Genomic DNA, 24,636 nt, shown 5'->3' on the forward strand with positions numbered 1-24,636 from the left:
GAAATGCTCTCCCCCGGAGCGGCGGAAGGACCCGGGCATGCGCAGATTCGAAGGACACGTCGCCGTCGTCACCGGAGGCGGCCAGGGCATCGGTGCGGCCACCGCGCGCCGGCTGATGTCCGAGGGGGCCGCGGTCCTGCTCGCCGACGCCGACGGGGAGCGCGCGGCCGCGACGGCGGCCGCACTCACGCAGCAGTCCGATGGCGGCGGCCTCGCCGACGCGGTCGCCTGCGACGTCGCCGACCAGGCCGCGGTCGACGCGGCCATGGCCCACGCCGTCGACCGCTTCGGGCGGCTCGACGTCCTGGTCAACAACGCGTACGCGTGCCACGTCGACCCCCCGCGGTTCGAGGATCTCCTCGACGCGGACTGGTACGAGGACATCGAGGTCACCCTCACCGGCGCGATGCGCTGCGCGCGGGCCGCCCTGCCGTGGCTGACGCAGGCCGGCGGGCGCGGCGCGATCGTGAACATCGGCTCCGTCAACGGCCACGTCGACTTCGGCAACCACGCCTACAGCGCCGCCAAGGCGGGCCTCGCCTCCCTCACCCGCACCCTCGCGGCACACGCCGCGCCGCGCGGCGTCCGCGTCAACCTCGTCGCCCCGGGCACGGTCCGCACCCCCGCGTGGGCCGGCCGCGAGGCCGACCTCGAACGGATCGCGGAGATCTATCCCATGGGGCGCGTCGGCGAGCCGGACGACATCGCGTCGGCGGTGGCGTTTCTCGCGTCGGGGGACGCGGGGTGGGTGACGGGGGTTGTGCTCCCGGTTGACGGGGGTGTGCTTGCCCACCACGCGGGCTTCGCCCGTGCTCGTCCCTGACGGTTTTTCCCCCACCCTCCCTCCCGTGTGCCCGGCGCGGTAAGTGCGGGCCCCGCGCTGCGTGCGTTGTGGGGTCGGCGCCGCTCCGGAGTCCGTCCTCGGCGCTCGCGGTTTGGCCCTACTTATCGGCGCCGCGGTCGCCGCTCGTCGCCTGCGGGCGGACCCCGGCGCACCCCCTCCCGGGGTCGTTGGGGCGACTTACGGCCGGTGGGGTGTCTGTTGGCGGTGACGGCGGAGCATGTTGTTGGCGCTGCGCCAACGGGTGCCCGAACACGGTGCCGTTCAACACCACCCACCGGGGATCAGGCGCATGGCGAAACCTGAGGGGGCGGGGGAGTTGGGGGCACCTCCCAGCGGTAGCTGGGGGAGGGTGGCGTTCTGGACTGTGGAGCATATTTGGGTGCACAACCCGGGGCACGCAGCCGACAGTGCCTGAGGCACCTAAATGTGCTGTCCAGAATGGCAGCCCCGGAGGCCCCGCACCCGGCCCCCCACAACGCGCGTCGGGGCACCTGACTTCCTGGGGCACACGGGTGGGAGGGCGGGGAAAAACCCAGGTCAGGAGTGGAGCATCAGGCCGATGCCGGCCACCACCACCAGGGACGCCACAATCCTCGGGCGCCCCAGCCGTTCGCGGAAGCACACCGCCCCGATGACCGCGCCCGCGATGATGGACGTCTCGCGCAGCGCCGCGATGGGCGCCAGTTCGCCTCGGGTCTGGGCCCACAGGACCAGCCCGTAGGCGGCGACGGACAGGGCGCCGCTGAGCAGGCCGCGCCCGGCGGCGGGGCGCAGTTCGGGCAGGAGGGCCGTGCGGCGGACCGCGAATGCGGTACCCGTGAGCAGGACGCCCTGGAGGAGCAGGAGCCACGCGACATACCCGGGGGCGGTGCCGGAGGCGCGGACGCCCACGCCGTCGACGACGGTGTACGCCGCGATCGTGAGGCCGGTGCCGAGGGCGGCGCCGAGCGCGCGCCGGTCGGTGCGGCGTCCGCGCATGCCCCACAGGGCGGCGCCGGCGAGTCCCGCGGAGGCGACGGCGACGCCCGCGGTCTGCCAGGCGTCCGGGATCTCGCCGACGAACACGGCGGCGAGCAGCGTCACGACCATGGGGGCGACGCCGCGGGCCACGGGGTAGACCTGCCCGAAGTCGCCCAGGGTGAAGGACTTCATCAGCAGGTACATGTAGGCGAGATGGATCCCCACCGACGTGAGGAGCCAGGGCCACGCCCCGGAGGCCGGCAGGGGCGCGAACACGGCGATGGGGGCGGCGCACAGCGCGCCGCCCGCGCCGACGAGGGTGAATGCGGCGAAGCGGTCGCCGATGCCGTGGGCGAGGGCGTTCCAGGAGGCGTGCGTGACGGCGGCGACCAGGACGGCCACCGCGACCAGCGGGGTCACGCGGTGCGTTCGCGGACGTCGGCCAGGGTGGCCCCGGCGTGCCGGACGAGGTCGCCGGGGGCCATCGGGAAGACGGTGTGCGGGGTGCCGGCGGCGGCCCACACGGTCGCGTGCCGCAGCAGTCCCCGGTCGGCGAGGACCGTGGTGCGGGTGCGGTGCCCGAAGGGGGGTACGCCGCCGATGGCGTACCCCGTCGTCTCGCGCACCAGGTCCGCGTCGGCGCGCCGGACGGCCGCCGCGCCGAGTTCGGCCCGGACCAGGTCGACGTCGACGCGGGAGGCGCCGTCCATGAGGACGAGGACGGGGGCCCCGTCCGCCTGGAAGATCAGGGACTTGACGATCTGGCTGAGGTCGCAGCCGATCGCCTCCGCGGCCTGCGCCGCGGTGCGGGTCGCGTCCGGGAAGGAGCGTACGGGGACCTGGAGGCCCAGTCCGGCGAGGGCTTCGGCGAACCTGGGGTGGGCGGCGGCTGGGGTCGGCATGCCCGGAACGCTAGTCCCAGGCGGGGGCCGGACGCCAAATCGTCACGAAGAGGCCTTGAGCACGGACGCCACGATGGGGCCCGCGGAGTCGCCGCCGTGGCCGCCCTCCAGCACCATGCCGGCGGCGGCGACGTCGTTGCGGTAGGCGAGGAACCACCCGTTCGGCTTCTCCTGGCCGCCGACCTCCGCGGAGCCGGTCTTCGCGCCGACGTCCCCGTAGACGCCGCTCATCGCCCCGGCGGCGGTGCCGCTCGACGCGGTGAGCCGCATCATCGACTTGAGGCTGCTGCGCACGCCGTACGGCAGTGAGCTGCCGGCCTTGGCGAGCGGTTCGCCGATGAGGTCCTTGGCGACGAGCCGGGGCTGGCGGAAGGTGCCGGTGTCCGCGGTCGCGGCCACGGCGGCCATGTTGAGGGGGCTCATCTGGATCTGGCCCTGGCCGATCATCTCCTCGGTCATCTCGTCGCCGCTGCCGCCGGGCACCCGGCCGTCCCAGGCGGGGACGCCGACGTTCCAGGTCTGGCCGAAGCCGTAGTAGCGCTGGGCGACGTCGGGCACGGAGGACTCGCTGAGGTTGCCCGCGAGCTTGATGAAGCCGGTGTTGCAGGAGATGGCGAAGTCCCGCTGGAAGGTCGCGGAGGGGTCGGACGAGCTCTCCACGTTGTGGAACATCTTGCCGTTGTTGTAGTTGGCGGTGGCGGGGCACGGCGCCGGGGTGCCGGGGCTGACGCCCTTCTCCAGCAGGGCCGTCGCCGTGATGACCTTGAAGGTGGAGCCGGGGGCCACCTGGGCGTTGAAGGCGTTGTTGTTGTCGGTGGCCGGGTTGTTGGCGAACGCCAGGATCTCGCCGGTGCTCGCCTTCACCGCGGCGACCGACGACTGGGGCTTGCGCTTGACGGCCTTCTCCGCGGTCGCCTGGAGTGCCGCGTCGAGCGTGGTGTGCAGCTTGGCGGGGGTGCCCGCGGAGAGGGTGTGCAGGGTCTGCCCGGGGCCGTCGGGACCGGATACGTAGGTCTCGATGCCGGGCTTGCCGCCGCTGAGCCTGCTGCCGTACCGCTCGCGCAGTTGCGGCAGCACGGAGGACAGGGAGGGGAGTTGGGCGGCGTTCAGGGTCTTTCCGGCACGGTCCACCACGATCACCTGCGGGGAGGCGGCCTCACCGGTGACCAGCGACTGACCCGGCGTCAGTTTCGGGTACAGGACGGACGGCTGCCAGTCCACCAGCGGCTTGTGCGTGGTCGCGCCGCGGAAGACCGTGAGCGCGGAGCCGTACTTCCAGGTGGAGGTCTTGCCGCCGTAGGAGAGCGTGGCGACGACGTTGAACGGCACCACGCGGTCCGCCGGTGTGCCGGGCGTCAGCTTCACCCGGGTCACATGGGCCTCGGTGCGGTAGGCGGCCAGCGCGTCCCGCGCCGTCGTGGCGTCGTTGGTCAGGCTCCCCGCCGCCGTCGTGTCGCCCTTGGCCCAGGCCGCGAGGAAGGCCTTCGCGGTCTGCTCCACCTCGGCCGCGCTCGGCGGCCCCGTCTCCACGGGCGCGGCCTGGGCGGTGAAGCCCCCGCCGCCGTTCAACCCCTGGTAGACGTTGTACGCACCGTAGCCCGCGGCCCCCACCATCCCCGCGAACACCGTGCTGATGATCCCCACCTTGACGCCTCGGCGCATGGCCGACCCTCCCCGTGATCCTCCTGAACGCGTTCAAAAAGCTGTGCAGCAAGCGCACTCTACGCTGCACGGGTGACAACTGGGGCGTTTATCGGTCACAGCTTCGCGTCCCGGGCCCCGCCCGGGGACGGTGTCAGCACGGCGGACCGGTGTAGCCGGCCGGCAACTCCAGCTCCGCCCACACGCTTTTGCCCTCCGGGGAGGAGCGGACCCCGAAGCGTGAGGACAGCGCCGCGGCGAGGGCCACGCCCCGCCCGGCCTCGTCGGCCGACGACGACTTGTGCTGCCGCGGCATCGAGCACCCGTTGTCGAAGACCTCGACGACCAGGACCCGGTCGCGGATCAGCCGCAGCCGTATCGGCACCGCCCCGTGGAGCACCGCGTTGGCGAGCAGCTCGCCGACGATCTGCTCCGCGGCGGGCACCAGGCGCTCCAGGCCCCAGGTGGTGAGGGTCCGCACGGCCGCGGCGCGCAGGCCCGCGACCGCCGCGGCCTCCCGCGGCACCTCCCAGGTGGCGAAGCGGCTGGGGCACAGCGACCGGGTACGGGCGAGCAGCACCGCCACGTCGTCGTCCTGGCGGTGGTCGCCGAGCGTGCCCACCGCCCTGGCGGTCAGCTCCTCCAGCCCGGTCCCCGGCGGCTGGGTGAGCGCCCGGCGCAACTGCTCCAGACCGTGGTCGATGTCGTGCTCGCGGGTCTCGACGAGGCCGTCGGTGTACAGGACGAGGACGCTGCCCTCGGGCAGGTGGTGCGTCACCGGCTGGAACGACCGGGTGCCGATGCCCAGCGGCGCCCCGGAGGGGATGTCGAGGTAGGACACCTCGCCCGTCGCCGGGTCGATGAACGCGGGCGGCGGATGCCCGGCCCGCGCCGAGACGCAGCACCGGGTCACCGGGTCGTAGACCATGTAGAGGCAGGTGGCCCCCATGAGGGCGGTGGGCAGCGCCCGGCCGTCGGACTCCTCGGTGAGGCGCACGTACAGCTCGTCGAGGTTCCTCAGCAGTTCGTCGGGCGGCTGGTCCAGGGCGGCGAGGGTGATCACGGCGGTGCGCAGCCGCCCCATGGTCGCCGCCGCGTTGATGCCGTGCCCGACGACGTCCCCGACCACCAGCGCCACCCGGGCGCCGGACACCGGGATCACGTCGAACCAGTCGCCGCCGACGCCGCCCTCCGCGTCCGAGGGCAGGTAGCGCGACACCACGTCCACGGCGTTCCCGCCGTTCGGGTCGCTCGGCAGCAGGTCCCGCTGCAGGGCCAGGGCCGCGGTGTGCTCGCGGGTGTAGCGGCGGGCGTTGTCCAGGCTCAGCGCCGCCCGGCTGACCAGCTCCTCGGCGAGCGTCCGGTCGTTCTCGTCGAAGGGCAGCGGGTTCTCGGTGCGGACCATCACCGCGATGCCCAGGATCTCGTCGCGGGCGTGGATGGGCAGGATCAGCAAGGTGTGCATGCCCAGGGTCAGGATGCGCTCCCGCCGCCGCGGGTCGTGGTCGAGCCAGTTGCCGGGACCCGTCTCCAGGACGGTCTCCAGATGGGACCGGCCGGAGGACAGGACCTCGATGAAGGGCGAGTCCGGCGGGACGAAGACGGCGCTGCCGCGCGGCCAGAGGGACTCGCGGAAGTCGTCGTGGACCGACATCTGGCCGGCGCGGAAGAACGCCGGGACGTCCCCGTGCGACGAGCCGAGCCGGGCGAGCGGGGCGTCGCCGAGCTCGACGGACTCCGCCAGGTCGACGGTGACGTAGTCCGCGAGCACCGGCACCAGCACGTCGGCCAGGTCCTGCGCGGTCTGCATCACGTCCAGGTGCGCGCCGATGCGGCGGCTCGCCCGGCTCAGCAGGGTCATCCGCTCCCGGGTCCGCCGGCTGCTGGTGACGTCCACATTGAGGGAGCACACCCCTGGGCGGCCGTCTCGGGCGTTGGCGACGGGGAACACCGACAGGGCGTAGGCGCGGTGGCGGTAGTGGTCCAGCTGCTCCAGCTCGTGGTCGATCTCCGGGACCCCGGTGTTCAGCACTTTCCGCAGCAGCCGGGTGACCTCCCGGGTGTTCCGGTACAGCGGCGACTCGTACAGCCGGCGCCCGAGACGCTGCTCGCGGGGCATGCCGTAGGCCTGCGCCAGGGCGTCGTTGAGCCAGGTCATCCGCAGGTCGCTGTCCCAGACGGCCATGGGGAAGGGACAGGCCTCGCCGACCGCCTCCAGCACCCCGGCGTCGGGCGGCGCCATCGAGACCAGCCAGTCCATTTCGCCGTCGCGCCCCGGCAGGGGGGAGACCCGCAGGCCCATCGGGAACGGCGCGCCGTCGCGGTGCCGCAGCCCGACCGTCCCCGACCACGCGCCGGTGAAGCCGTTCGGCAACTCGGCCGCCGCGGCCAGCAGGCCGGCGGCGGGGGTGCTGAGCACCTCCTCGGCCCGGTAGCCCAGCAGCCGTCTCGCGCTGTCGGTCCACCGGGTCAGGCGCCCCGCCCCGTCGACCACCGCCAGCGCCGAACCGCCGCCGGCGTCGGCAGCGGCCGCTTCGATTGCCTTGTCGTCGGGGCTGGTCATATGAGGTGTTTCCCCGTGAGGGGGTGAGCGCGTTTCCACGCTAGGGCGGCGGCGGTGACGCCGCAAAACGGCCCGGCGCTGACCCGCCGGGGTGGGCGGGGGCCCGCTACCGGTGTGGGAAATCAGTAAGACAGTCCGATTGTCGTACGTTCCCGGTCTCGGTGGACGCGCGAGGGGCGCGCCGGTGTGACGGGAGTACGCATGAGGACCAGGCGGTCTTTGACGTGGGCACGCGGGGCGGACGTGGCGGCCCCCCTGGTGGTGAGTGCTCTGCTCTCGGCGTTCGTGCCGGGTGCGGCGAGCGCGGCGGAGGGCCCGGCCGCGCAGTGGATCGTGATGCTCAAGGACTCGGCGGGCGATGTCCGCACCGTGGCCGCCGAGCACGCCCGCCCGCACCACGCCACCGTCGGCCGGGTCTACGACGTCGCCGCCGCCGGCCGCACGCTGAAGGCCTACACCATCCGCGCGACCGCGGCACAGGCCGCCGCCCTCCGTGCGAACCGCCTGGTCAGCGCCGTCGTCCGGGACGGGATCGTGCACGCGCCCGAGCGCGCCGGCCGGGTCGCGGTGCTCCCGCCGCTGAAGCCCGGCGGCGGGACCGGCGCGCCCTCGCCCGGCACGGGCAAGGAGCACGTCCTGCCCGGCAAGGACCGCGTGCCCTACGCGGGTGTGCCGGGCGCCTGCGTGCCGAACGACCCCTACTACACGCCCGAGCTCCAGTGGGGGCTGTTCGCCGTCAAGGCCCCCACCTGCGGTGCCCGCAACGACGTGACCGTGGCCGTACTGGACACCGGCATCGACGCGCGGCACGAGGACCTGGCGGGCGTCGTCGCCGGGGCGGTCAACTTCTCCGGCAGCCCCACCGTGGACGACCACTACGGCCACGGCACCCACCTGGCCGGGATCATCGGCGCCGTCACCGACAACGGCATCGGCATCGCCAGCGAGGCCATGGGCACACGGCTGTGGAACGTCAAGGTCCTCGACGACGACGGGACCGGCTCCGTCTCCCAGGTCGCCGAGGGCCTGCTGTGGGTGGCCGCCAACGCCGCGACGCACAACATCGGCGTCGTCAACATGAGCCTGACCTCCGCCGACGACAGCCCGCTGCTGCACGCGGCCGTGGAGATCGCCGCCGCCTCCGGGGTCACCCTCGTCGGCGCCGCCGGGAACGACGGCACCACGGTGAGGGAGTACCCGTCCGGCTACCCCGAGGTCATCTCGGTCGCCGCGACCGGGCCCGACAACTCCCTGGCGTACTTCTCCAACCGCGGCGACTCGGTGGACATCGCCGCCCCGGGCGTCGACATCGTCTCGACCTACCCGAACAACGCCTACCAGGCACTGTCCGGCACGAGCATGGCCACCGGCTTCGTCAGCGCCACCGCCGCCCTGTGCCGCAGCACCGGCGTGTGCACCGGCGCGCCCGGGCAGACCCTCGCCCGGCTCGGCGCGTGCTCCCAGCCCATCCCCGCCACCGGCCGAGGCGTGCGCTACGGCCTCGTACGCACCGACCGCGCCGGCCTGGACTGCGGGGCGGGGTCCGCCGCCGCGCCGTCCGCCCCCTCCGGCACGGCCGCGCAGCGCCCCGCCGGCCCGCAGCAGGGCGCGGGCGGGACCACGGGCCGGAAGGACCAGAACGGCCAGAGCGGCGAGAACGTCACTGGCGGCGGCGGCCAGGACGGACGGGACGGCGAGAACACGGCCACCGCGCCCATGGACACCTTCACCGCCGTCCGCCCGGGCCGTTCGGGCCGTTCCGATGACGGCACCGACCCCGTCGGGGAGTTCGTCGCCGCCCTCGTCGAGGACACCGTCCGCGACCTCGGGCCCTGGCTCGGCGGCCCCGGCTGCTGACCGCGCGGGCGGGTCAGATCCAGGTGTCGAGCCACATCCGCTGCCGCCAGGCGTCCATCGGGATCGTCTGGCCGGTGTAGAGCGGCCAGAAGTAGATGAAGTTGAAGACGATCAGCAGCACCAGCGTCCCCGCGCCCACCGCGCCCCACATCCGGCGCTGCTCACCCGCCCCCGGCGGGCCGAGGACCGCGCCCAGCATCATCGCGAGGGCCAGGCACAGGAAGGGCAGGAAGACGACCGCGTAGAAGAGGAAGATCGTGCGCTCCTGGTACAGGAACCAGGGCAGGTAGCCCGCGGCCACGCCGCACGCGATGGCCCCGGCCCGCCAGTCGCGGCGGAAGGCCCAGCGGTAGAGCACGTACAGCAGGGCGAAGCACGCGGCCCACCACAGCGCGGGCGTGCCGATGCCCAGCACCTCGCGGGCGCAGCCGCCGACCGCGGTGCAGCCGTCCTGGCCCTCCTTGGGGGACTCGTAGAAGTACGAGACGGGCCGGCCCAGCACCAGCCAGCTCCAGGGGTTGGACTGGTAGGTGTGCGGCGAGTGCAGGTTGACGTGGAAGTCGTAGACCTGCGTCTCGTAGTGCCACAGGCTGCGCAGCGCCGCCCAGGAGTCGGAGAGGAAGCCGCCGTCGCCCTTGGCCCAGGTCCGGTCGTAGCCCTTGTCCGTGGTGAACCAGCCGAGCCAGGACACCAGGTAGGTGCCGAGGGCGACGGCCACCATGGAGAAGCCCGCCCACAGGCCGTCCAGCCAGAACGCGGTCAGCCACGGGTGGCGGGCACCGGCGACGCGGCGGGCTCCGGCGTCCCACAGCACGGTGAGGATGCCGAAGCCGGCGAGCACGTACAGGCCGTTCCACTTGGTGCCGATGGCCAGGCCCAGGCAGATCGCGGCCGCGATCCGCCACGGCCGCACCCCCAGCCATGTGAAGGACGCGACGTGGTCGACCGGGCGCCCTTCGGGCAGCGCCGCCGCGAGGCGGGCGCGGGCCTTGTCGCGGTCGATGAGCAGGCAGCCGAAGGCGGCCAGCACCCAGAACATGACGACGAGGTCCAGCAGGGCGGTGCGGCTCATCACGAAGTGCAGGCCGTCCACCGCCATCAGGCCGCCGGCCAGGCAGCCCAGTGCGGTGGACCGGAACAGCCGCCGCCCGATGCGGCACAGCATCAGCACCGACAGGGTGCCCAGGACGGCCATCGCGAACCGCCAGCCGAACGGGTTCAGCCCGAAGATCCACTCACCGGAGGCGATGACCCACTTGCCGACGGGCGGGTGGACGACGTAGGACGGCGCCTCCGACAACGGGATCGTCGGCGGCCGGGAGAGGATCTGGTCGTTGGCCTTGTCGGGCCAGCTGCCCTCGTAGCCGTACTGCAGCAGCGACCAGGCGTCCTTGGCGTAGTACGTCTCGTCGAATATCACCGCGCGCGGGCTGCCCAGGTTCCAGAACCGCATCACGCCCGCGAAGAGCGCCACCAGCAGCGGGCCGCCCCAGGCCGACCAGCGGGCCAGCCGGGTCGCGAGCACCGGGCCCACCCCCAGCGCCGACCAGGCGCGTGTCCCCGGCTCGGGGAACGGCGGCACCAGCCGGTCGCGCAGGCTCGTGCGCGGACGGTCCACATGGCCGAAGCGGCGCAGCCGCCGCTGCCAGGAGTCCTGCTCCGCCGGCTCGGGGGAGGCGTGCTCGGCGTCCTCGGCCGGATCCGCCTGCGTAGCGGTGTCACTCGTCACCGGGCCATCGTAGGGAAGCGGCTTGTGGATGCGCTGAGGACCGGGCCATCCGAGGGTCCGGCCGGGTCCGACCGGGTGGGAGACTGGGGCGGTGACCACTTCGACCGGACCGGCGGACGCAGGCGTACTCGTGCTCGCGGGCACCCCCATCGGCGACATCGCCGACGCCCCGCCCCGGCTGTCGGCCGAGCTGGCCGCCGCGGACGTCATCGCCGCCGAGGACACCCGGCGGCTGCGCCGGCTCACCCAGGCGCTCGGTGTGACGACCACGGCGCGGGTCGTGTCGTACTTCGAGGGCAACGAGTCGGCCCGCACCCCGGAACTGGTCCGCGCCCTGGAGGACGGGTCGCGCGTGCTGCTGGTGACCGACGCGGGGATGCCCTCGGTGTCCGACCCGGGCTACCGGCTGGTGGCCGCCGCCGTCGAGCGGGACCTGCGGGTCACCGCGGTGCCCGGCCCGTCCGCCGTGCTCACCGCGCTCGCGCTCAGCGGCCTGCCCGTCGACCGCTTCTGCTTCGAGGGCTTCCCGCCGCGCAAGGCCGGCGAGCGCCGGGCCCGGCTGGCGGAGACCGCGGCCGAGCGGCGCACGCTGGTCTGGTTCGAGGCACCGCACCGCCTCGCGGAGACCCTGGGCGCGATGGCCGAGGTCTTCGGCGCGGACCGCCGCGCCGCCGTCTGCCGCGAGCTGACCAAGACGTACGAGGAGGTCCGCCGCGGGCCGCTGAAGGAACTCGCGGCCTGGGCCGCCGACGGCGTGCGCGGGGAGATCACGATCGTCGTCGAGGGCGCCCCGGAGACCGGCCCGCAGGAGCTGGACCCGGCCGAACTGGTGCGCCGGGTACGGGCGCGCGAGGAGGCGGGGGAGCGGCGCAAGGAGGCGATCGCCGCCGTCGCGGCCGACGCGGGGCTGCCCAAGCGCGAGGTCTTCGACGCCGTGGTGTCCGCCAAGCACGCGGAGACGAACCCACCCACAAGCGCCTAAACGCGGCTCTTCGCAAAGTCCTATCGTGGGACAGGGAAAGCTTGCGGGGCGTCCTGCGGCCTTGTGCCACATACACCCCAAAACTGACCCAAGAAAGGGCACCCCCGCTGTCACCGGCGCCTTCGTGGGCGTTCTCTGTAGTGGGAAGTCCCGCTCCGGACGCCTCGTCCGGAGGGCAACAGGAGCTGCCATGAGCGAGACCATCGGAACCGATGGCACGGTTCGTGAGGCGTACGCCTTCGTCTGCATCAGCTGCGGTCGCGGCTGGGAGCAGGCGTACGAGATAGAGCACCACGTCGACGCCCAGGGCCGCGAACTCGTCTGGTACATGGTCGAGGGCAAGCGGGTGCCGTCCCCGCTGACCCGGCCCACGTGCGTCGGGTGCGAGGGCCACAAGGTCCGCATCATGCGGGCCGGACAGGTGTCCGATGTGACCGGCACGTGGTCCAGCACCGCGACGGCCGGCCCCCTTCCCTGCGCCGCCCCCCGGCGCCCCGTCGCGGCCGCCGCCCCCGTCGAGGGCGGCACCGAACGCCGCGGCCGGCACTGGTCGCCGCTGCACCTGCTGCACCGCAGGAGGGACCAGGCGTAGCCGCCACGGCCGCCGCCTAGGATCTGGGGCATGCCCCAGAAGCCCGAACGCCCGCAGAAGGACCAGCGCAAGGACGCGTCCGCCGCCCCTCCCCTCCCCGAACCGCTCGCGGTCCCGGTGGCGGACTCCCACACCCACCTCGACATGCAGGAGGGCAGCGTCGAGGACGCGCTGGCCAAGGCGGCCTCCGTCGGTGTCACCACCGTCGTGCAGGTCGGCTGCGACGTGAACGGTTCCCACTGGGCGGCCCGTACGGCCGCGGCGTACGACAACGTCTGGGCGGCCGTCGCCCTGCACCCCAACGAGGCCCCCAGGATCGTCCAGGGGGATCCTGACGGGTGGTCCCGCCAGGGCGCCCGCGAGGGGGGCGGCACCGCCGCACTGGACGCCGCGCTCGCCGAGATCGACGCGCTGGCCGCGCTGCCGCACGTCCGCGCCGTCGGCGAGACCGGCCTGGACTACTTCCGCACCGGGCCCGAGGGCGTCGACGTCCAGCACTACTCCTTCCGCCGCCACATCGACATGGCCAAGCGGCACGGCAAGGCCCTGGTCATCCACGACCGCGAGGCGCACGCCGACGTCCTGCGCATCCTCGACGAGGAGGGCGCCCCGGACACCGTGGTCTTCCACTGCTACTCCGGCGACGCGGAAATGGCCCGGACCTGCGCGGACAAGGGCTACTACCTGTCCTTCGCCGGCACCATCACCTACAAGTCCGCCCAGAACCTGCGCGACGCGGCGGCCGTCGCCCCGGCCGAGCTCCTCCTGGTCGAGACCGACGCCCCCTTCCTGACCCCGGTGCCGTACCGCGGTCGGCCTAACGCTCCGTATCTCGTTCCGATCACGGTGCGTGCGATCGCGGAGGCGCGGAAGGCGGCAGAGGACGAGGTCGCGGCGGCGATCGGCGCCAACACGGCGCGCGCGTTCGGGTACTGATCCGCGACACGGGGTGACGACGCAGCCACGGATAGCGACGAAGTTCGGCTAAGGTCCCGGTTCGGTTCCGACCGGACCCGCCGGAGGTACGTCGTGAGTCATTCGTATGCCGAAGCCGGGCTGTACGGCAGCGGACTGCCGCTGCAGCGCCCGGCGCCCGCCGTGGGCGGCCGTGCGGCAGCCCGCGTCGCCGCACGCGCGGAAGCCCGCAGGCGGCGCGCCGCCGAGCGCCCCGACGCGCTGGCCAGGCTGCTGCCGCGCGCCCTGGTGGTCGCCGTCCTCGCCGGCGGCACCGGCGCCTACGTGACGGGCGGCAAGGCGGTCCAGCTCTCCGTCGACGGCCAGGTGCGCACCCTGCACACCTACGCCGGGGACGTCGGGGAACTCCTGCGCCGCCAGGGCGTCCGGGTCGGCGACCACGACATCGTCGCCCCGGGCCGGCACGCCGAACTCCACGACGGGGACAGCATCGCCGTCCGCTACGGCCGCCCCGTCACGCTCACCCTGGACGGCCGCCCGAAACGGCTGTGGACCACCGCCCGCACCGTCGACGAGGCCCTCGGCCGGCTCGGCGTGCGCGCCGACGGCGCGTACGTCTCGACCTCCCGCTCCGAACCGATCGGGCGCCGCGGCCTGGCCCTGAACGTACGCACCGAACGGCAGCTGACGTTCCTCGTGGACGGCAAGGAGCGCACCGTCCAGACCAACGCCGCCACCATCGGCGAGGCCGTGCGCGACGCCGGCATCCGGCTGAGCGGCGAGGACACCACCTCCGTGGCCCCCGACAGCTTCCCCCGCGACGGCCAGACCGTCTCCGTCCTGCGCATCCGCGGCCGCGAGGAGACCCGCGAGCAGCCGATCCCCTACGAGGTCGTGCGGCGCGAGGACCCCCAGCTCTTCCAGGGCACCACCGCCGTCGACGAACGGGGCCGCAACGGGCTCCGGCGCGTCACGTACTCGTACCGCACGATCAACGGCGTCCGGCAGAAGCCCGTGCCCGTCGCCGAGGAACTGGTGCGCGACCCGGTCCGCGAGATCGTCCGCGTCGGCACCAAGCGCCTGCCGGACTCCGTCGCGGGCGCGGACCACCTCAACTGGGACGCCCTGGGCAAGTGCGAGGCCGGCGGCCGCGCCAACGCCGTCGACTCCAGCGGCACCTACGGCGGCCTCTACCAGTTCGACCGCCGCACGTGGCGCGCGCTCGGCGGGAGCGGGCGGCCGCAGGACGCGTCGGCGAAGGAGCAGACGTACCGGGCGAAGCGGCTCTACATTCAACGGGGGGCGACGCCGTGGCCGGTGTGCGGGCGCAAGCTCACCCGCTGACGCGGGTGCGGGGGGAGGTTCTTTTCCCCGCCCTCCCTCCCGTGTGCCCGGCGCGGTAAGTGCGGGCCCTGCGCTGCGTGCGTTGTGGGGTCGGCGCCGCTCCGGAGTCCGTCCTCGGGGCTCGCGGGTTACCCCTGCAATTCGTGTACTGCGGTCGCCGCTCGTCCCTCCCCCAGCTACCGCTGGGAGGTGCCCCCAGCGGGCGGACCCCGGCGCACCCCCTCCCGGTGTCGTTGGGGCGGCTTACGGCCGGTGGGAGTGCTGTGGGCGGTGACGGCGGAGCAGGTCGTTGGCGCGGCGCCAACGGGTGCCCGAGCACGGTGCCGCTTCACACCACCCACCGGGGATCAGGCGCTTGCAACTACGGAGGGGGCGGGGTTGGAGGGGTGGCGTTCTGGACACTGGAGCATATTTGGGTGCATGACCCGGAGCGCTCGACGGAAAGTGCCTGAGGCACCTAAATGTGCTGTCCAGAATGGCAGCCCCGGAGGCCCCGAACCCGGCCCCCACACAACGGGCGGCGGGGCGCCCAGACTTCATGGGGCACACGGGCGGGAGGGCGGGGTAGGAACCTGGGCGTCCGCGCCGCGGATACCCTGGAGCCGTGAGTGAGACCGATCATCAGGACGACGCGCTGCTGGGCCCCGGAGACGTGCGGGCCCTGGCCGCCACCCTGGGCGTACGCCCCACGAAGCAGCGCGGCCAGAACTTCGTGATCGACGCGAACACGGTCCGCCGCATCGTCCGGACCGCGGGCGTGCGTCCGGAGGACGTCGTGGTGGAGGTCGGGCCGGGACTGGGCTCACTGACGCTGGCGCTGCTGGAGGCGGCGGATCGCGTGACGGCCGTGGAGATCGACGACGTGCTCGCCGCGGCGCTCCCGGACACCGTCGCCGCCCGCCTGCCCGGCCGCGCGGACCGCTTCACGCTGGTGCACAACGACGCGCTGCGGGTGGCGGAGCTGCCCGGGCCGCCGCCGACCGCGCTGGTGGCGAACCTGCCGTACAACGTGGCCGTGCCGGTGCTGCTGCACATGCTCGCCGGCTTCCCCACCATCGACCGCACCCTGGTGATGGTGCAGTCGGAGGTCGCCGACCGCCTCGCCGCGCGGCCCGGCTCGAAGGTCTACGGGGTGCCGTCGGTCAAGGCGGCCTGGTACGCCGAGGTGAAGCGGGCCGGCGCGATCGGCCGCAATGTGTTCTGGCCCGCGCCGAATGTCGACTCCGGTCTGGTCTCGCTCGTGCGCCGCGCCGAGCCGCTGAGGACGACCGCGACGCGCGAGGAGGTCTTCGCCGTGGTGGACGCCGCGTTCGCGCAGCGCCGCAAGACCCTGCGGGCCGCGCTGGCCGGCTGGGCCGGCTCGGCGGCCGCCGCCGAGGAGGTCCTGGTGGCCGCCGGGGTGTCGCCGCAGGCGCGCGGGGAGTCGCTGACGGTGGAGGAGTTCGCGGCGATCGCCGAGCAGGGCGCCCGGCGGTAGCAGCAGGCACAATGGGGGCCGCCGCCGTGCGGCCCCGTTCCGTTCCCCGAGGAGAACCACGCCCGTGACCAGCCGATCCGTGACCGTCCGCGTGCCCGCCAAGGTCAACGTCCAGCTCGCGGTGGGCGGTCCGCGCCCGGACGGGTTTCACGACCTGGCCAACGTCTTCCTGGCCGTGGGCCTGTACGACGAGGTCACCGTCACCCCGGCCGGCGAGCTGCGGGTCACCGTCGAGGGCCGGGACGCGGACCAGGTGCCGGCCGACGCGAGCAACCTCGCCGCCCGGGCGGCGATCGCACTGGCCGCACGGCACGAGGGTGTGACGCCGGACGTGCACATCCACATCCGCAAGGACATCCCCGTCGCGGGCGGCATGGCGGGCGGCAGTGCCGACGGTGCCGCGGCCCTGCTCGCGTGCGACGCGCTGTGGGGGACCGGGGCCGGCCGCGAGGAGCTGCTGGAGATCTGCGCGGAGCTCGGCAGCGACGTGCCGTTCAGCCTGGTCGGCGGTGCGGCGCTGGGCCGCGGCCGGGGCGAGCTGCTGACCGCGCTGCCGGTGGGCGGGGTCTTCCACTGGGTCTTCGCGGTTGCCGACGGCGGCCTGTCGACCCCGGCCGTCTACGGCGAGTGCGACCGCCTGCGCGGCGACGCCGCGGTGCCGGACCCCGAGCCCGCCCCGGCCCTGCTGGACGCGCTGCGCACCGGCGACCCCGTCGCGCTCGCCGCCTCGCTCGCCAACGACCTCCAGGCCGCCGCGGTGTCCCTGCGTCCCTCGCTCGCGGCCACCCTGGCCGCCGGCACCGAGGCGGGGGCGCTGGCCGGTCTCGTCTCCGGCTCGGGTCCCACCTGCGCTTTCCTCGCCAAGGACGCCGAGTCCGCGCAGGCCGTCGCCGCCGCGCTCACCGCGTCCGGCACCTGCCGCGAGGTCCGTGTCACCACCGGCCCGGCCGAGGGCGCGACCGTCGTCCGGCAGTCGTAGGTACGCGTACTCACCCTGTTCGTACGGGAGTTGAGTAGTCCGGCGGTGCCGGGCCCGGGCGGTCCGGCGGCATCGTGGCCGCATGGTGGAGACGAACGCCGCGGCACTGGCCGCGGCCACGCCCGCGAGCCGGGACCGGTACGTGGACTTCCTGAGGGTGGCGTCGCTGGCCGCGGTCGTGCTGGGGCACTGGCTGATGGCCGCGGTGAGCACCCGCGACGGCGGCATCGAGGTCGGCAACCTGCTGGCCGTGCGCCCCGTGCTCCAGCCGCTGACCTGGGTGCTCCAGGTCATGCCGGTCTTCTTCTTCGTCGGGGGCTTCTCGCACGCGCTGTCGTACCGCTCGGTGGTGCGCGCGGGCGGCGGCTACGCGGCGTTCCTGCGCGCCCGGTTGCACCGGCTGATGCTGCCGACGGCGGTTTTCACCGTGGTCTGGGGCGCGGCGGCGCTGCTGCTGCCCGTACCGGACGCCGCGGCGCGGCTGGTGGCGCAGCCGCTGTGGTTCATCGGGGTCTACCTCGGGATGGCGGCCTTCACACCGCCGCTGCTGCGGCTGCACGAACGGTACGGGTGGGGCGCGTTCGCCGCCCTGTGCGGCGCGGCCGCGGCGGTGGACGTGCTGCGCTTCGCCGCCGGGGTGCCCTTCGTGCCGTTCCTGAACTTCGCCTTCGTGTGGCTGGCGGTGCACCAGCTGGGCTTCCTGCGGGCGGACGGCCGGCTGCGCGGGCCCGCGGTGGCGGGCGTGATGGCCGCCGGCGGACTGGTGGCGGCGACGGCGCTGGTGGCCCTCGGCCCGTACCCGCTGTCCATGGTCGGGATGCCCGGCGAGCGGATCTCCAACATGGCGCCGCCCACGCTCGCCCTGCTCTGCCACGGTGTGTGGCTCGTCGGCGCCGTCGAGCTGCTGCGCGGACCCGCCGGGCGGTGGCTGCGCCGGCCGCGGGTGTGGCGGGGCGTGGTCGCCGCGAACGGCGTCGCCATGACCGCCTTCCTGTGGCACCTCACGGCCATGCTCGCGGTCTACGGCGCGCTGATCGCCCTCGGGCGTGACCTGCCCGTCCCGGCGTCCGCGGCCTGGTGGGCCCAGGTGCCGCTGCGGATCGCCGCGGCGGCGGCGCTGACCGCCGCGCTGGTCGCGGTCTTCCGCCGCGCCGAACGCCCGCCCGCCCCGCGTCCCGTCGCGGCTCCCGGCCCGCTCGCCGCACCCGGCGCCGCCCTGGGCGTCGCCCTCGCCCTCCTCGGCGTGCTCGGCCTGTCCGCGGTCGGCTTCGGCGGCCTCCTCGACGGGCACTCCGCCGTCCTGATCGCCGTCCGCCTCACGGCCCCCGCCGCCGTCCTCATGGCCGCCACCGGCTGGGCCGTGGTCGCCCGCGCGGGCCGGAGCCGGCCCAACCTGTGAACGGCGGACGGGTCACGAAGACTCCGCCGTGAGGTCCTCGTCCTCCAGCGCGGCCATGAAGGCGTCATGGGTCATCGAGCGGCCGGTGGGAGCCGCCTCGCGGGCCGCTGCTTCCGCCGCGTCCGCCGCGTCACGCAGGCGCCGGGGTTCTCGGCCGACGAGCCGCCCGAGCCGGTCGGGGGCTTCGGCGAGCGGATCCTTCTCCACGGGGGAAACGGTACAGACAGGCGGCCGCGCCGTGCGGGAGGGTGCCGGAGCCCGATGGGCGTATCCGGGGCGACATGCGGCAGCACTACCCTGGGAGGTCGTTCTTTCGTATCGACAGGAGTCCCATGGCCGTCAATCTGGTCAACGTCGAGTCCGTCAGCAAGGTGTACGGCACCCGCACCCTGCTGGACGCGATCTCGCTCGGCGTATCGGAGGGCGACCGCATCGGCGTCGTCGGCCGCAACGGGGACGGCAAGACGACCCTGATCCGGATGCTGGCCAAGCTGGAGGGCCCGGACAGCGGGCGCGTGACGCACACCTCCGGGCTGCGGCTGGGCGTGCTGACCCAGCACGACAGCCTGGACCCGGCGGCGACCGTCCGCCACGAGGTGCTCGGCGACCGGCCCGACCACGACTGGGCCGGGGACGCGAAGATCCGCGACGTGCTGACCGGCCTGTTCGGCGGGCTGGACCTGCCCGGTTTCCCGCAGGGCCTGGAGACGGTGATCGGGCCGCTCTCCGGTGGCGAGCGGCGCCGCATCGCGCTGGCGAAGCTGCTGATCGAAGAGCAGGACCTGATCGTGCTCGACGAGCCCACCAACCACCTCGACGTCGAGGGCATCTCGTGGCTGGCGGGCCATCTGCGGGTGCGCCGTTCCGCGCTGGTGTGCGTCACCCACGACCGCTGGTTCCTGGACCAGGTGTGCACGCGGATGTGGGACGTGCAGCGCGGTGACGTCCACGACTACGAGGGCGGCTACAGCGACTACGTCTTCGCCCGCGCCGAGCGCGAGCGGATCGCCGCGACCGAGGAGGTCAAGCGGCAGAACCTGATGCGCAAGGAGCTGGCGTGGCTGCGCCGCGGCGCCCCCGCGCGCACCAGCAAGCCGCGCTTCCGCATCGAGGCGGCCAACGAGCTGATCGCCGACGTGCCGCCGCCGCGCGACAACGCGGAGCTGATGAAGTTCGCCACGACCCGGCTGGGCAAGACGGTCTTCGACCTGGAGAACGTGACCGTGCAGGCCGGTCCCAAGGTGCTGCTGAAGCACCTGACCTGGCAGCTCGGCCCCGGTGACCGGGTGGGCCTGGTCGGCGTCAACGGCGCGGGCAAGACCTCGCTGCTGCGGGCGCTGGCCGAGGCCGCCGCGAGCGACGGCGAGAAGCAGCCCGCGGCCGGCAAGGTCGCGGTGGGCAGGACCGTGCGCCTGGCCTATCTGTCGCAGGAGGTCGCCGAACTCGACCCGGCGATCCGTGTGCTCCAGGCCGTGGAGTCCGTGCGCGGCCGTGTGGACCTCGGCAAGGGCCGTGAACTGACGGCAGGTCAGCTCTGCGAGAAGTTCGGCTTCACCAACGAGAAGCAGTGGACGCCGGTCGGCGACCTGTCCGGCGGTGAGCGCCGCAGGCTCCAGCTGCTGCGCCTGCTGATGGACGAGCCGAACGTGCTCTTCCTCGACGAGCCCACCAACGACCTGGACATCGAGACGCTGACCCAGCTGGAGGACCTGCTCGACGGCTGGCCGGGCTCGATGGTCGTCATCTCCCACGACCGCTACTTCCTGGAGCGCACCACCGACCGCACCTTCGCCCTGCTCGGCGACGCGACGCTGCGCATGCTGCCGCGCGGCATCGACGAGTACCTGGAGCGGCGCCGCGCCGTGGTGGAGGCCGCGGCCCCCGCGCCCGCCCCGGCCAAGCCCAAGGGCGGCGGCGACAGCCGCGCCGCCAAGAAGGAACTGCAGCGCATCGAGCGGCAGTTGGACAAGGTCAGCGAGCGGGAGTCCAAGCTGCACGCGGCCATCGCCGAGAACGCGACGAACTTCGAGAAGGTCGCCGAACTCGACATGGAGCTGCGCTCGCTGGGCACGGAGCGCGAGGAACTGGAGATGCGCTGGCTGGAGTTGGCCGACGAGGCGGAGGCGTAGCCACCTGCCGGGCAGGGGTGTAGCAGTGCCGTAACGGTCGCCGGGCGCGGGCTCGGAACGGTGTGTCACCGGTGGTACAAAGAGGGTCACCGTCCGCCCTCGCACGCCTGTGCCCGAAAGGTGCCCGCTGATGTCGCAGCCGCCGCCCCCGCCCGGCGACCAGCCCGGATTCGGGCCGCAGCCGCCTCAGTACGGTTACCCGCCGCCGCAGCCCAACCCGTACGCCGCCCCGGTCCCGCCGCATCCTCCGGGTCCGGGCGCGTACGGCCCCAATCCGTACGCGCAGGCCCCGACCCAGCCCCTTCCGCCGTACGGCTACCCGCAGTTCCCACCGCCCCCGCCGCCTCCCCGCAAGGGCGGCGGCAGGCTGGTGGCCGTCGTCGCGGCGGCGGTCGCGGCGGTGCTCGTCGTCGGCGGCGGTGTGTTCGTGGCGTTCACCTCGGGCGGCCAGGACACGTCCGGTACGCCGTCGCCGAGCCGCGGCGGTGGCAGCGGCGGGCGCGACGGCGGTGTGGTCCGGGCGAAGGCGCTGTGGGACAAGGACGGTGCGCGTCCGCCCAAGTCGGAGATCCTGGCGGCGATTCCGGACGCCTGGTTCACCGGCAACGCGGTGGTGAAGACGACACCGGACGCGGTGCGCTCCTTCGACATCGACACCGGCAAGGAGAACTGGTCGGTCCCGCTGTCCGGCGAGTCCTGCCCGGCCTCGCGCGAGGCGTCCGGGGACCGCGTGGTCGTCACGTACGGCACGGACTGCGGCGAGGTGATGGCGATCGACATCGCCAAGGGCGCCAGGCTGTGGGCCAAGCAGCTGCCGGACCAGAACGGCCAGACCTCGCACGACTACACGCAGGTCGCCGTCACCGGTGACACCGCCGCCCTGGCGTGGCTCGGCGGCTCGGTCGGCTACCGGATCGGCACCGGTGAGGTCCTGTGGACCCCGAAGGCCGGTTCCGACTGCAACGACAAGGGCTACAAGGGCGGTGCGAAGCTGGTCGCCGTCGTCCAGTGCGGCGGCTGGAACGGCGACATGTACGTCCAGGGGCTGAGCGAGAGCGGCCGCAAGCAGTGGTCCTGGCAGGTGCCCACCGGCAGCGATGTGCAGAACATCCTGTCTACCGACCCGGTCGTGGTCGGGCTGTCGGCCGGCGCGAGCGGTCTGATGACCGATCTGGCGTACCTGGAGGACGGCAGGATGAAGAGCCGCATCTCCCTGGGCGCCGGCGGCTACCAGGGCACGTACGCGGTCACCTGCCCGCCCAACGGCGAGGCGCACTGCGCGAACTTCGCGATCGACGGCACCACGATCTACCTGCCCACTCGGAGCCATGCCGGCACCGGTGAGTCCTACGCGCAGACCAACGAGATCGCGGCGCTGGACCTGCGGACCGGCAAGCCGAAGTGGCTGGCGGAGCCCGGCGAGGAGCGCGAGGTGAAGATCGTCGGCATGCGGGACGGCAAGGTGATCGGCTATCAGCGCAACACGTACGACAAGCCCGGCAGGCTGATCGCCGTCGACCCCGGCACGCACACGTCCGCCGACTTCATGGAACTCCCCGCCGGCGGCAAGGAACTGGAGAACCAGTTCCTGGACGGCAGCTCCTTCTACTGGCTCTACAAGGACCACTTCTTCGTCAACCCCGCCAGCATCTCCGCCAACCCCACCCTCACCGGCAAGGCGATCGCGGCCTTCGGCTGAGTGGTCGATTTCCGGGTATGTACGGTACGGAACGAGCGGTTTCGGGTGAGAAGCGGCCAGGAAGACCGGTCATTTCGGAATTGCTGGAGGCTTCTGGCCGGTAGGGGGCGCGCCGCGTCGAACAAGCGTGTACCTTCCCGGGCATGACCCGGGCCCGCGGTGGGCCACCGTGGGGGCACGCGTGGGACGCCGGGCGGTGGCCGCGCTACGGCATGTGAAGGGGGACCGGCTTGGACTCGGTGGGCAGGCCCGCACCGGTCCATGGGGGGATGAGGGGGACGCCCATGGGCGTACGGCTCGTCGTCGTCGACGACCATCGTCTGCTGGCCGAGGCGCTCGCCTCGGCACTGAAACTGCGCGGGCACCGGGTGCTCGCCGCGGCCGCGCCCGCCTCGGGCGCGGCCGATCTGGTCCTGAGCCGGGCACCCGAGGTGTGCCTGATCGGCACCGCGGCCCCGGCCGAGCCGGGCGCCTTCGACGCCGTCGCGCGGATCAAGCGGGAGCGGCCGGGGGTGGCGGTGCTGGTCCTGGGCCCGGTGCCCAACCCGCGGGGGATAGCGGCCGCGTTCGCCGCCGGCGCCTCGGGCTACGTCCGGCACGACGAGCGGATCGAGGGCGTCGAACGGGCGATGGCCAAGGCCCGCGCGGGCGAGGTCGCCGTGGCCCCCGCCCTGCTCCAAGGGGCCTTCGCGGAACTGCTCAACCCCGTGGTGGAGCCGGACGACGAGGGCACCCGGCTGCTGCAGATGCTCACCCCGCGCGAGGTCGAGGTGCTGATGCGGGTCGCGGAGGGGGAGGACACCCGGCTGATCGCCGCGGGGATGGCGATCGCGCCGAGTACCGCCCGTACGCATGTGCAGCGGGTGCTGATGAAGCTCGGGGTCGGGTCGCGGCTGGAGGCGGCCGCACTGGCCGCCCGCACCGGACTGCTGGACCGCGTCACGCACCGCCCTCCGGGCGGGGTCGTGATTCCTCCGCAGGCGTCTCCTCCGGGGACGGCGGGGGAGGGGGCGGGCTGAGCCGCGCGCCGACGCGTGGCACGGCGTGGCACGGCACGTCTTCCGCGTGCGCCCGCCCCACCTCACCCCGAAGGGGATGTGACCGCTTCGCCGCCGTGAACGGGGGCGATTCCCGCCCGCCGCGCCGTTGAGGGCCGCGGTGCCGGGTGGTTCCCTGCTGTGCCGCGCGGCGCCGAGGCTCGTCCCGGTCCTGCCCGTGTCCGGTAGGGCCGTCACCGCTGGTCCGGCGGTCCGGGCGGCGCCGAACGCCGGGTCGATACCCCGTCCTGGACGGCCCCGCACGCTTTCGACGTCCCCATGCGGACCGCGCCATGCCGCCATCGCGGCCCCGCGGGACCGTCACGCGCGGTGAAGTCGTGGCGTCCTCGAAGCCCGCCGTGCCGCGAGGAGGGCCGTGTCATGGACCCCACCCCCCTCCTGATCCATCCGGTGATCACTCCCTGTGGCGCTGCTTTCGTTGACGTTCCTGTTTCGTTGTGGTTCATTGTGTTCGGTTCTGTTGGTTGGGGTGTGTGTGAGGAGCCCGCAGGGTGAAGAAGACATCGACCCGGCTCGCCGACGGGCGCGAGCTGATCTACTACGACACCCGTGACGACGCGGTGCACGACGCCGTCGACCGGCGCCCGCTCGACCCGGTGTCCTCGGTCTCCGAGATCCGCCACGACGCCCTGCTGGGCGACTCCGTCGCCATCGCCTCGCACCGGCAGGCCCGCACGTACCACCCGCCCGCGGACCAGTGCCCGCTGTGCCCCACGCGTGACGGCCGCCTCACCGAGATCCCCGACGACCACTACGAGGTCGCCGTCTTCGAGAACCGCTTCCCCTCGCTCTCCGGAGAACACGGCCGGTGCGAGGTGGTCGTCTTCACCGACCACCACGACCAGTCCTTCGCGGGGCTGAGCCCCGAGCGGGCGCGGCTGGTGCTCGACGCCTGGACCGACCGCACCCGGGAGCTGTCCCAGCTCGCGGGGGTCGAGCAGGTCTACTGCTTCGAGAACCGCGGCGAGGAGATCGGCGTCACCCTCGGCCACCCGCACGGCCAGATCTACGGCTACCCCTTCGCCACCCCGCGCACCGAGCTGATGCTGCGCTCGCTGGAGCGGCACAGCGAGGCCACCGGCGGCCGCAACCTCTTCGACGACATCGTGGAGCGCGAGCGCGAGGACGGCTCCCGGATCGTCCTGGAGGGCGAGCACTGGACCGCCTTCGTCCCCTACGCCGCCCACTGGCCGTACGAGGTGCACCTCTACCCGCGCCGCCGGGTCCCCGACCTGCTCGGGCTGGACGAGGACGCGCGCGCCGAGTTCCCGGAGGTCTACCTGGAACTGCTGCGCCGCTTCGACCGGATCTTCGGCCCGGAGGAGCCGCCGACCCCGTACATCTCCGGCTGGCACCAGGCACCCTTCAGCAGCCCCCTGCGCAGGGAGTTCGCGCTGCACCTGGAGCTGTTCACGATCCGCCGCACCAAGGGGAAGCTGAAGTTCCTGGCGGGCTCGGAGTCCGGCATGAGCGTCTTCATCAACGACGTGCCGCCGGAGGCCGCCGCGGCCCGGCTGCGCGAGGTCGCCACCCCGTGAGGCCGGCACCGGCACGCGCGCGGCACGC

19 protein-coding genes are annotated in these 24,636 nt (G+C 73.6%); 13 read left to right on the forward strand and 6 right to left on the reverse strand.

What is annotated here, in order from left to right; all coding sequences use genetic code 11:
• Positions 1 to 37: 37 nt before the first annotated feature.
• Positions 38 to 823 carry an SDR family NAD(P)-dependent oxidoreductase gene (locus ACIP9H_RS11940; RefSeq protein WP_401587654.1) on the forward strand — a complete coding sequence of 262 codons (786 nt, stop codon included), beginning with the start codon at positions 38 to 40 and terminating at the stop codon, positions 821 to 823.
• Positions 824 to 1,381: 558 nt separating this feature from the next.
• On the opposite strand, the gene ACIP9H_RS11945 is transcribed toward ACIP9H_RS11940, so the two are convergent.
• The 4 genes from ACIP9H_RS11945 to ACIP9H_RS11960 all read right to left on the reverse strand — a co-directional run bounded on the left by ACIP9H_RS11945 (position 1,382) and on the right by ACIP9H_RS11960 (position 6,910).
• Entirely contained in the window at positions 1,382 to 2,224 is an 843-nt protein-coding gene (locus tag ACIP9H_RS11945) for an EamA family transporter (protein WP_401587657.1), read from the reverse strand.
• The gene (locus ACIP9H_RS11950) at positions 2,221 to 2,706 is read right to left on the reverse strand and encodes a YbaK/EbsC family protein (protein ID WP_401587659.1); all 486 of its coding nucleotides are present in this window, start codon (positions 2,704 to 2,706) and stop codon (positions 2,221 to 2,223) included. The genes ACIP9H_RS11945 and ACIP9H_RS11950 overlap by 4 nt, the downstream gene beginning before the upstream one ends.
• Positions 2,707 to 2,748: 42 nt before the next feature.
• Positions 2,749 to 4,368 (reverse strand): penicillin-binding transpeptidase domain-containing protein, encoded by a 1,620-nt coding sequence (locus tag ACIP9H_RS11955; RefSeq protein ID WP_401587660.1) that lies wholly within the window; start codon positions 4,366 to 4,368, stop codon positions 2,749 to 2,751.
• A 133-nt stretch (positions 4,369 to 4,501) separates the two neighbouring features.
• On the reverse strand, positions 4,502 to 6,910 hold the full coding sequence (locus ACIP9H_RS11960) for a SpoIIE family protein phosphatase (RefSeq protein WP_401587661.1): 2,409 nt from the start codon (positions 6,908 to 6,910) through the stop codon (positions 4,502 to 4,504).
• Positions 6,911 to 7,129: 219 nt separating this feature from the next.
• On the opposite strand from ACIP9H_RS11960, the gene ACIP9H_RS11965 reads away from it, so the two are divergent.
• Entirely contained in the window at positions 7,130 to 8,767 is a 1,638-nt protein-coding gene (locus ACIP9H_RS11965) for a S8 family serine peptidase (protein ID WP_401587663.1), read from the forward strand.
• A 13-nt stretch (positions 8,768 to 8,780) separates the two neighbouring features.
• On the opposite strand, the gene ACIP9H_RS11970 is transcribed toward ACIP9H_RS11965, so the two are convergent.
• On the reverse strand, positions 8,781 to 10,496 hold the full coding sequence (locus ACIP9H_RS11970) for a dolichyl-phosphate-mannose--protein mannosyltransferase (RefSeq protein WP_401587665.1): 1,716 nt from the start codon (positions 10,494 to 10,496) through the stop codon (positions 8,781 to 8,783).
• A gap of 91 nt (positions 10,497 to 10,587) precedes the next feature.
• Here ACIP9H_RS11970 and rsmI point away from each other — a divergent pair, with 91 nt between their 5' ends.
• From rsmI to ACIP9H_RS12005, 7 genes are all read left to right on the forward strand, one after another.
• Entirely contained in the window at positions 10,588 to 11,478 is an 891-nt protein-coding gene (gene rsmI, locus ACIP9H_RS11975) for a 16S rRNA (cytidine(1402)-2'-O)-methyltransferase (protein WP_401587666.1), read from the forward strand.
• A 190-nt stretch (positions 11,479 to 11,668) separates the two neighbouring features.
• A complete protein-coding gene (locus ACIP9H_RS11980; RefSeq protein WP_401587669.1) occupies positions 11,669 to 12,070 on the forward strand; it encodes a hypothetical protein in 402 nt (133 codons plus the stop codon).
• Between the two features lie 30 nt (positions 12,071 to 12,100).
• Entirely contained in the window at positions 12,101 to 13,006 is a 906-nt protein-coding gene (locus tag ACIP9H_RS11985) for a TatD family hydrolase (protein ID WP_401587670.1), read from the forward strand.
• 93 nt (positions 13,007 to 13,099) lie between these two features.
• The gene (locus ACIP9H_RS11990; RefSeq protein ID WP_401587673.1) at positions 13,100 to 14,329 is read left to right on the forward strand and encodes a ubiquitin-like domain-containing protein; all 1,230 of its coding nucleotides are present in this window, start codon (positions 13,100 to 13,102) and stop codon (positions 14,327 to 14,329) included.
• Between the two features lie 604 nt (positions 14,330 to 14,933).
• Positions 14,934 to 15,806: a 16S rRNA (adenine(1518)-N(6)/adenine(1519)-N(6))-dimethyltransferase RsmA gene (rsmA, locus tag ACIP9H_RS11995; RefSeq protein WP_401587675.1), complete on the forward strand. Its 873-nt coding sequence runs from the start codon at positions 14,934 to 14,936 to the stop codon at positions 15,804 to 15,806.
• A gap of 64 nt (positions 15,807 to 15,870) precedes the next feature.
• Positions 15,871 to 16,785: a 4-(cytidine 5'-diphospho)-2-C-methyl-D-erythritol kinase gene (locus ACIP9H_RS12000; RefSeq protein ID WP_401587677.1), complete on the forward strand. Its 915-nt coding sequence runs from the start codon at positions 15,871 to 15,873 to the stop codon at positions 16,783 to 16,785.
• A gap of 82 nt (positions 16,786 to 16,867) precedes the next feature.
• The gene (locus tag ACIP9H_RS12005; RefSeq protein WP_401587680.1) at positions 16,868 to 18,184 is read left to right on the forward strand and encodes an acyltransferase; all 1,317 of its coding nucleotides are present in this window, start codon (positions 16,868 to 16,870) and stop codon (positions 18,182 to 18,184) included.
• 12 nt (positions 18,185 to 18,196) lie between these two features.
• Here the strand turns inward: ACIP9H_RS12005 and ACIP9H_RS12010 are convergent, their stop codons facing one another.
• Positions 18,197 to 18,391, reverse strand: a complete 195-nt coding sequence (locus ACIP9H_RS12010; RefSeq protein ID WP_401587682.1) for a hypothetical protein — start codon at positions 18,389 to 18,391, stop codon at positions 18,197 to 18,199.
• 125 nt (positions 18,392 to 18,516) lie between these two features.
• Between ACIP9H_RS12010 and ACIP9H_RS12015 the strand changes: the two genes are divergently transcribed.
• The 4 genes from ACIP9H_RS12015 (at position 18,517) to galT (ending at position 24,608) form a co-directional block, all read left to right on the forward strand.
• Positions 18,517 to 20,313, forward strand: a complete 1,797-nt coding sequence (locus ACIP9H_RS12015) for an ABC-F family ATP-binding cassette domain-containing protein (RefSeq protein ID WP_401587684.1) — start codon at positions 18,517 to 18,519, stop codon at positions 20,311 to 20,313.
• A 130-nt stretch (positions 20,314 to 20,443) separates the two neighbouring features.
• On the forward strand, positions 20,444 to 22,012 hold the full coding sequence (locus ACIP9H_RS12020) for a PQQ-binding-like beta-propeller repeat protein (RefSeq protein ID WP_401587687.1): 1,569 nt from the start codon (positions 20,444 to 20,446) through the stop codon (positions 22,010 to 22,012).
• A gap of 284 nt (positions 22,013 to 22,296) precedes the next feature.
• Complete coding sequence (locus ACIP9H_RS12025) at positions 22,297 to 23,031, forward strand: response regulator transcription factor (RefSeq protein ID WP_401587688.1); 735 nt, start codon at positions 22,297 to 22,299, stop codon at positions 23,029 to 23,031.
• Positions 23,032 to 23,561: 530 nt separating this feature from the next.
• Entirely contained in the window at positions 23,562 to 24,608 is a 1,047-nt protein-coding gene (gene galT / locus ACIP9H_RS12030; RefSeq protein WP_401587690.1) for a galactose-1-phosphate uridylyltransferase, read from the forward strand.
• Positions 24,609 to 24,636: the final 28 nt, after the last annotated feature.

This window comes from Streptomyces sp. NPDC088732, from assembly GCF_044751205.1.
Classification (GTDB): Bacteria; Actinomycetota; Actinomycetes; order Streptomycetales; family Streptomycetaceae; genus Actinacidiphila.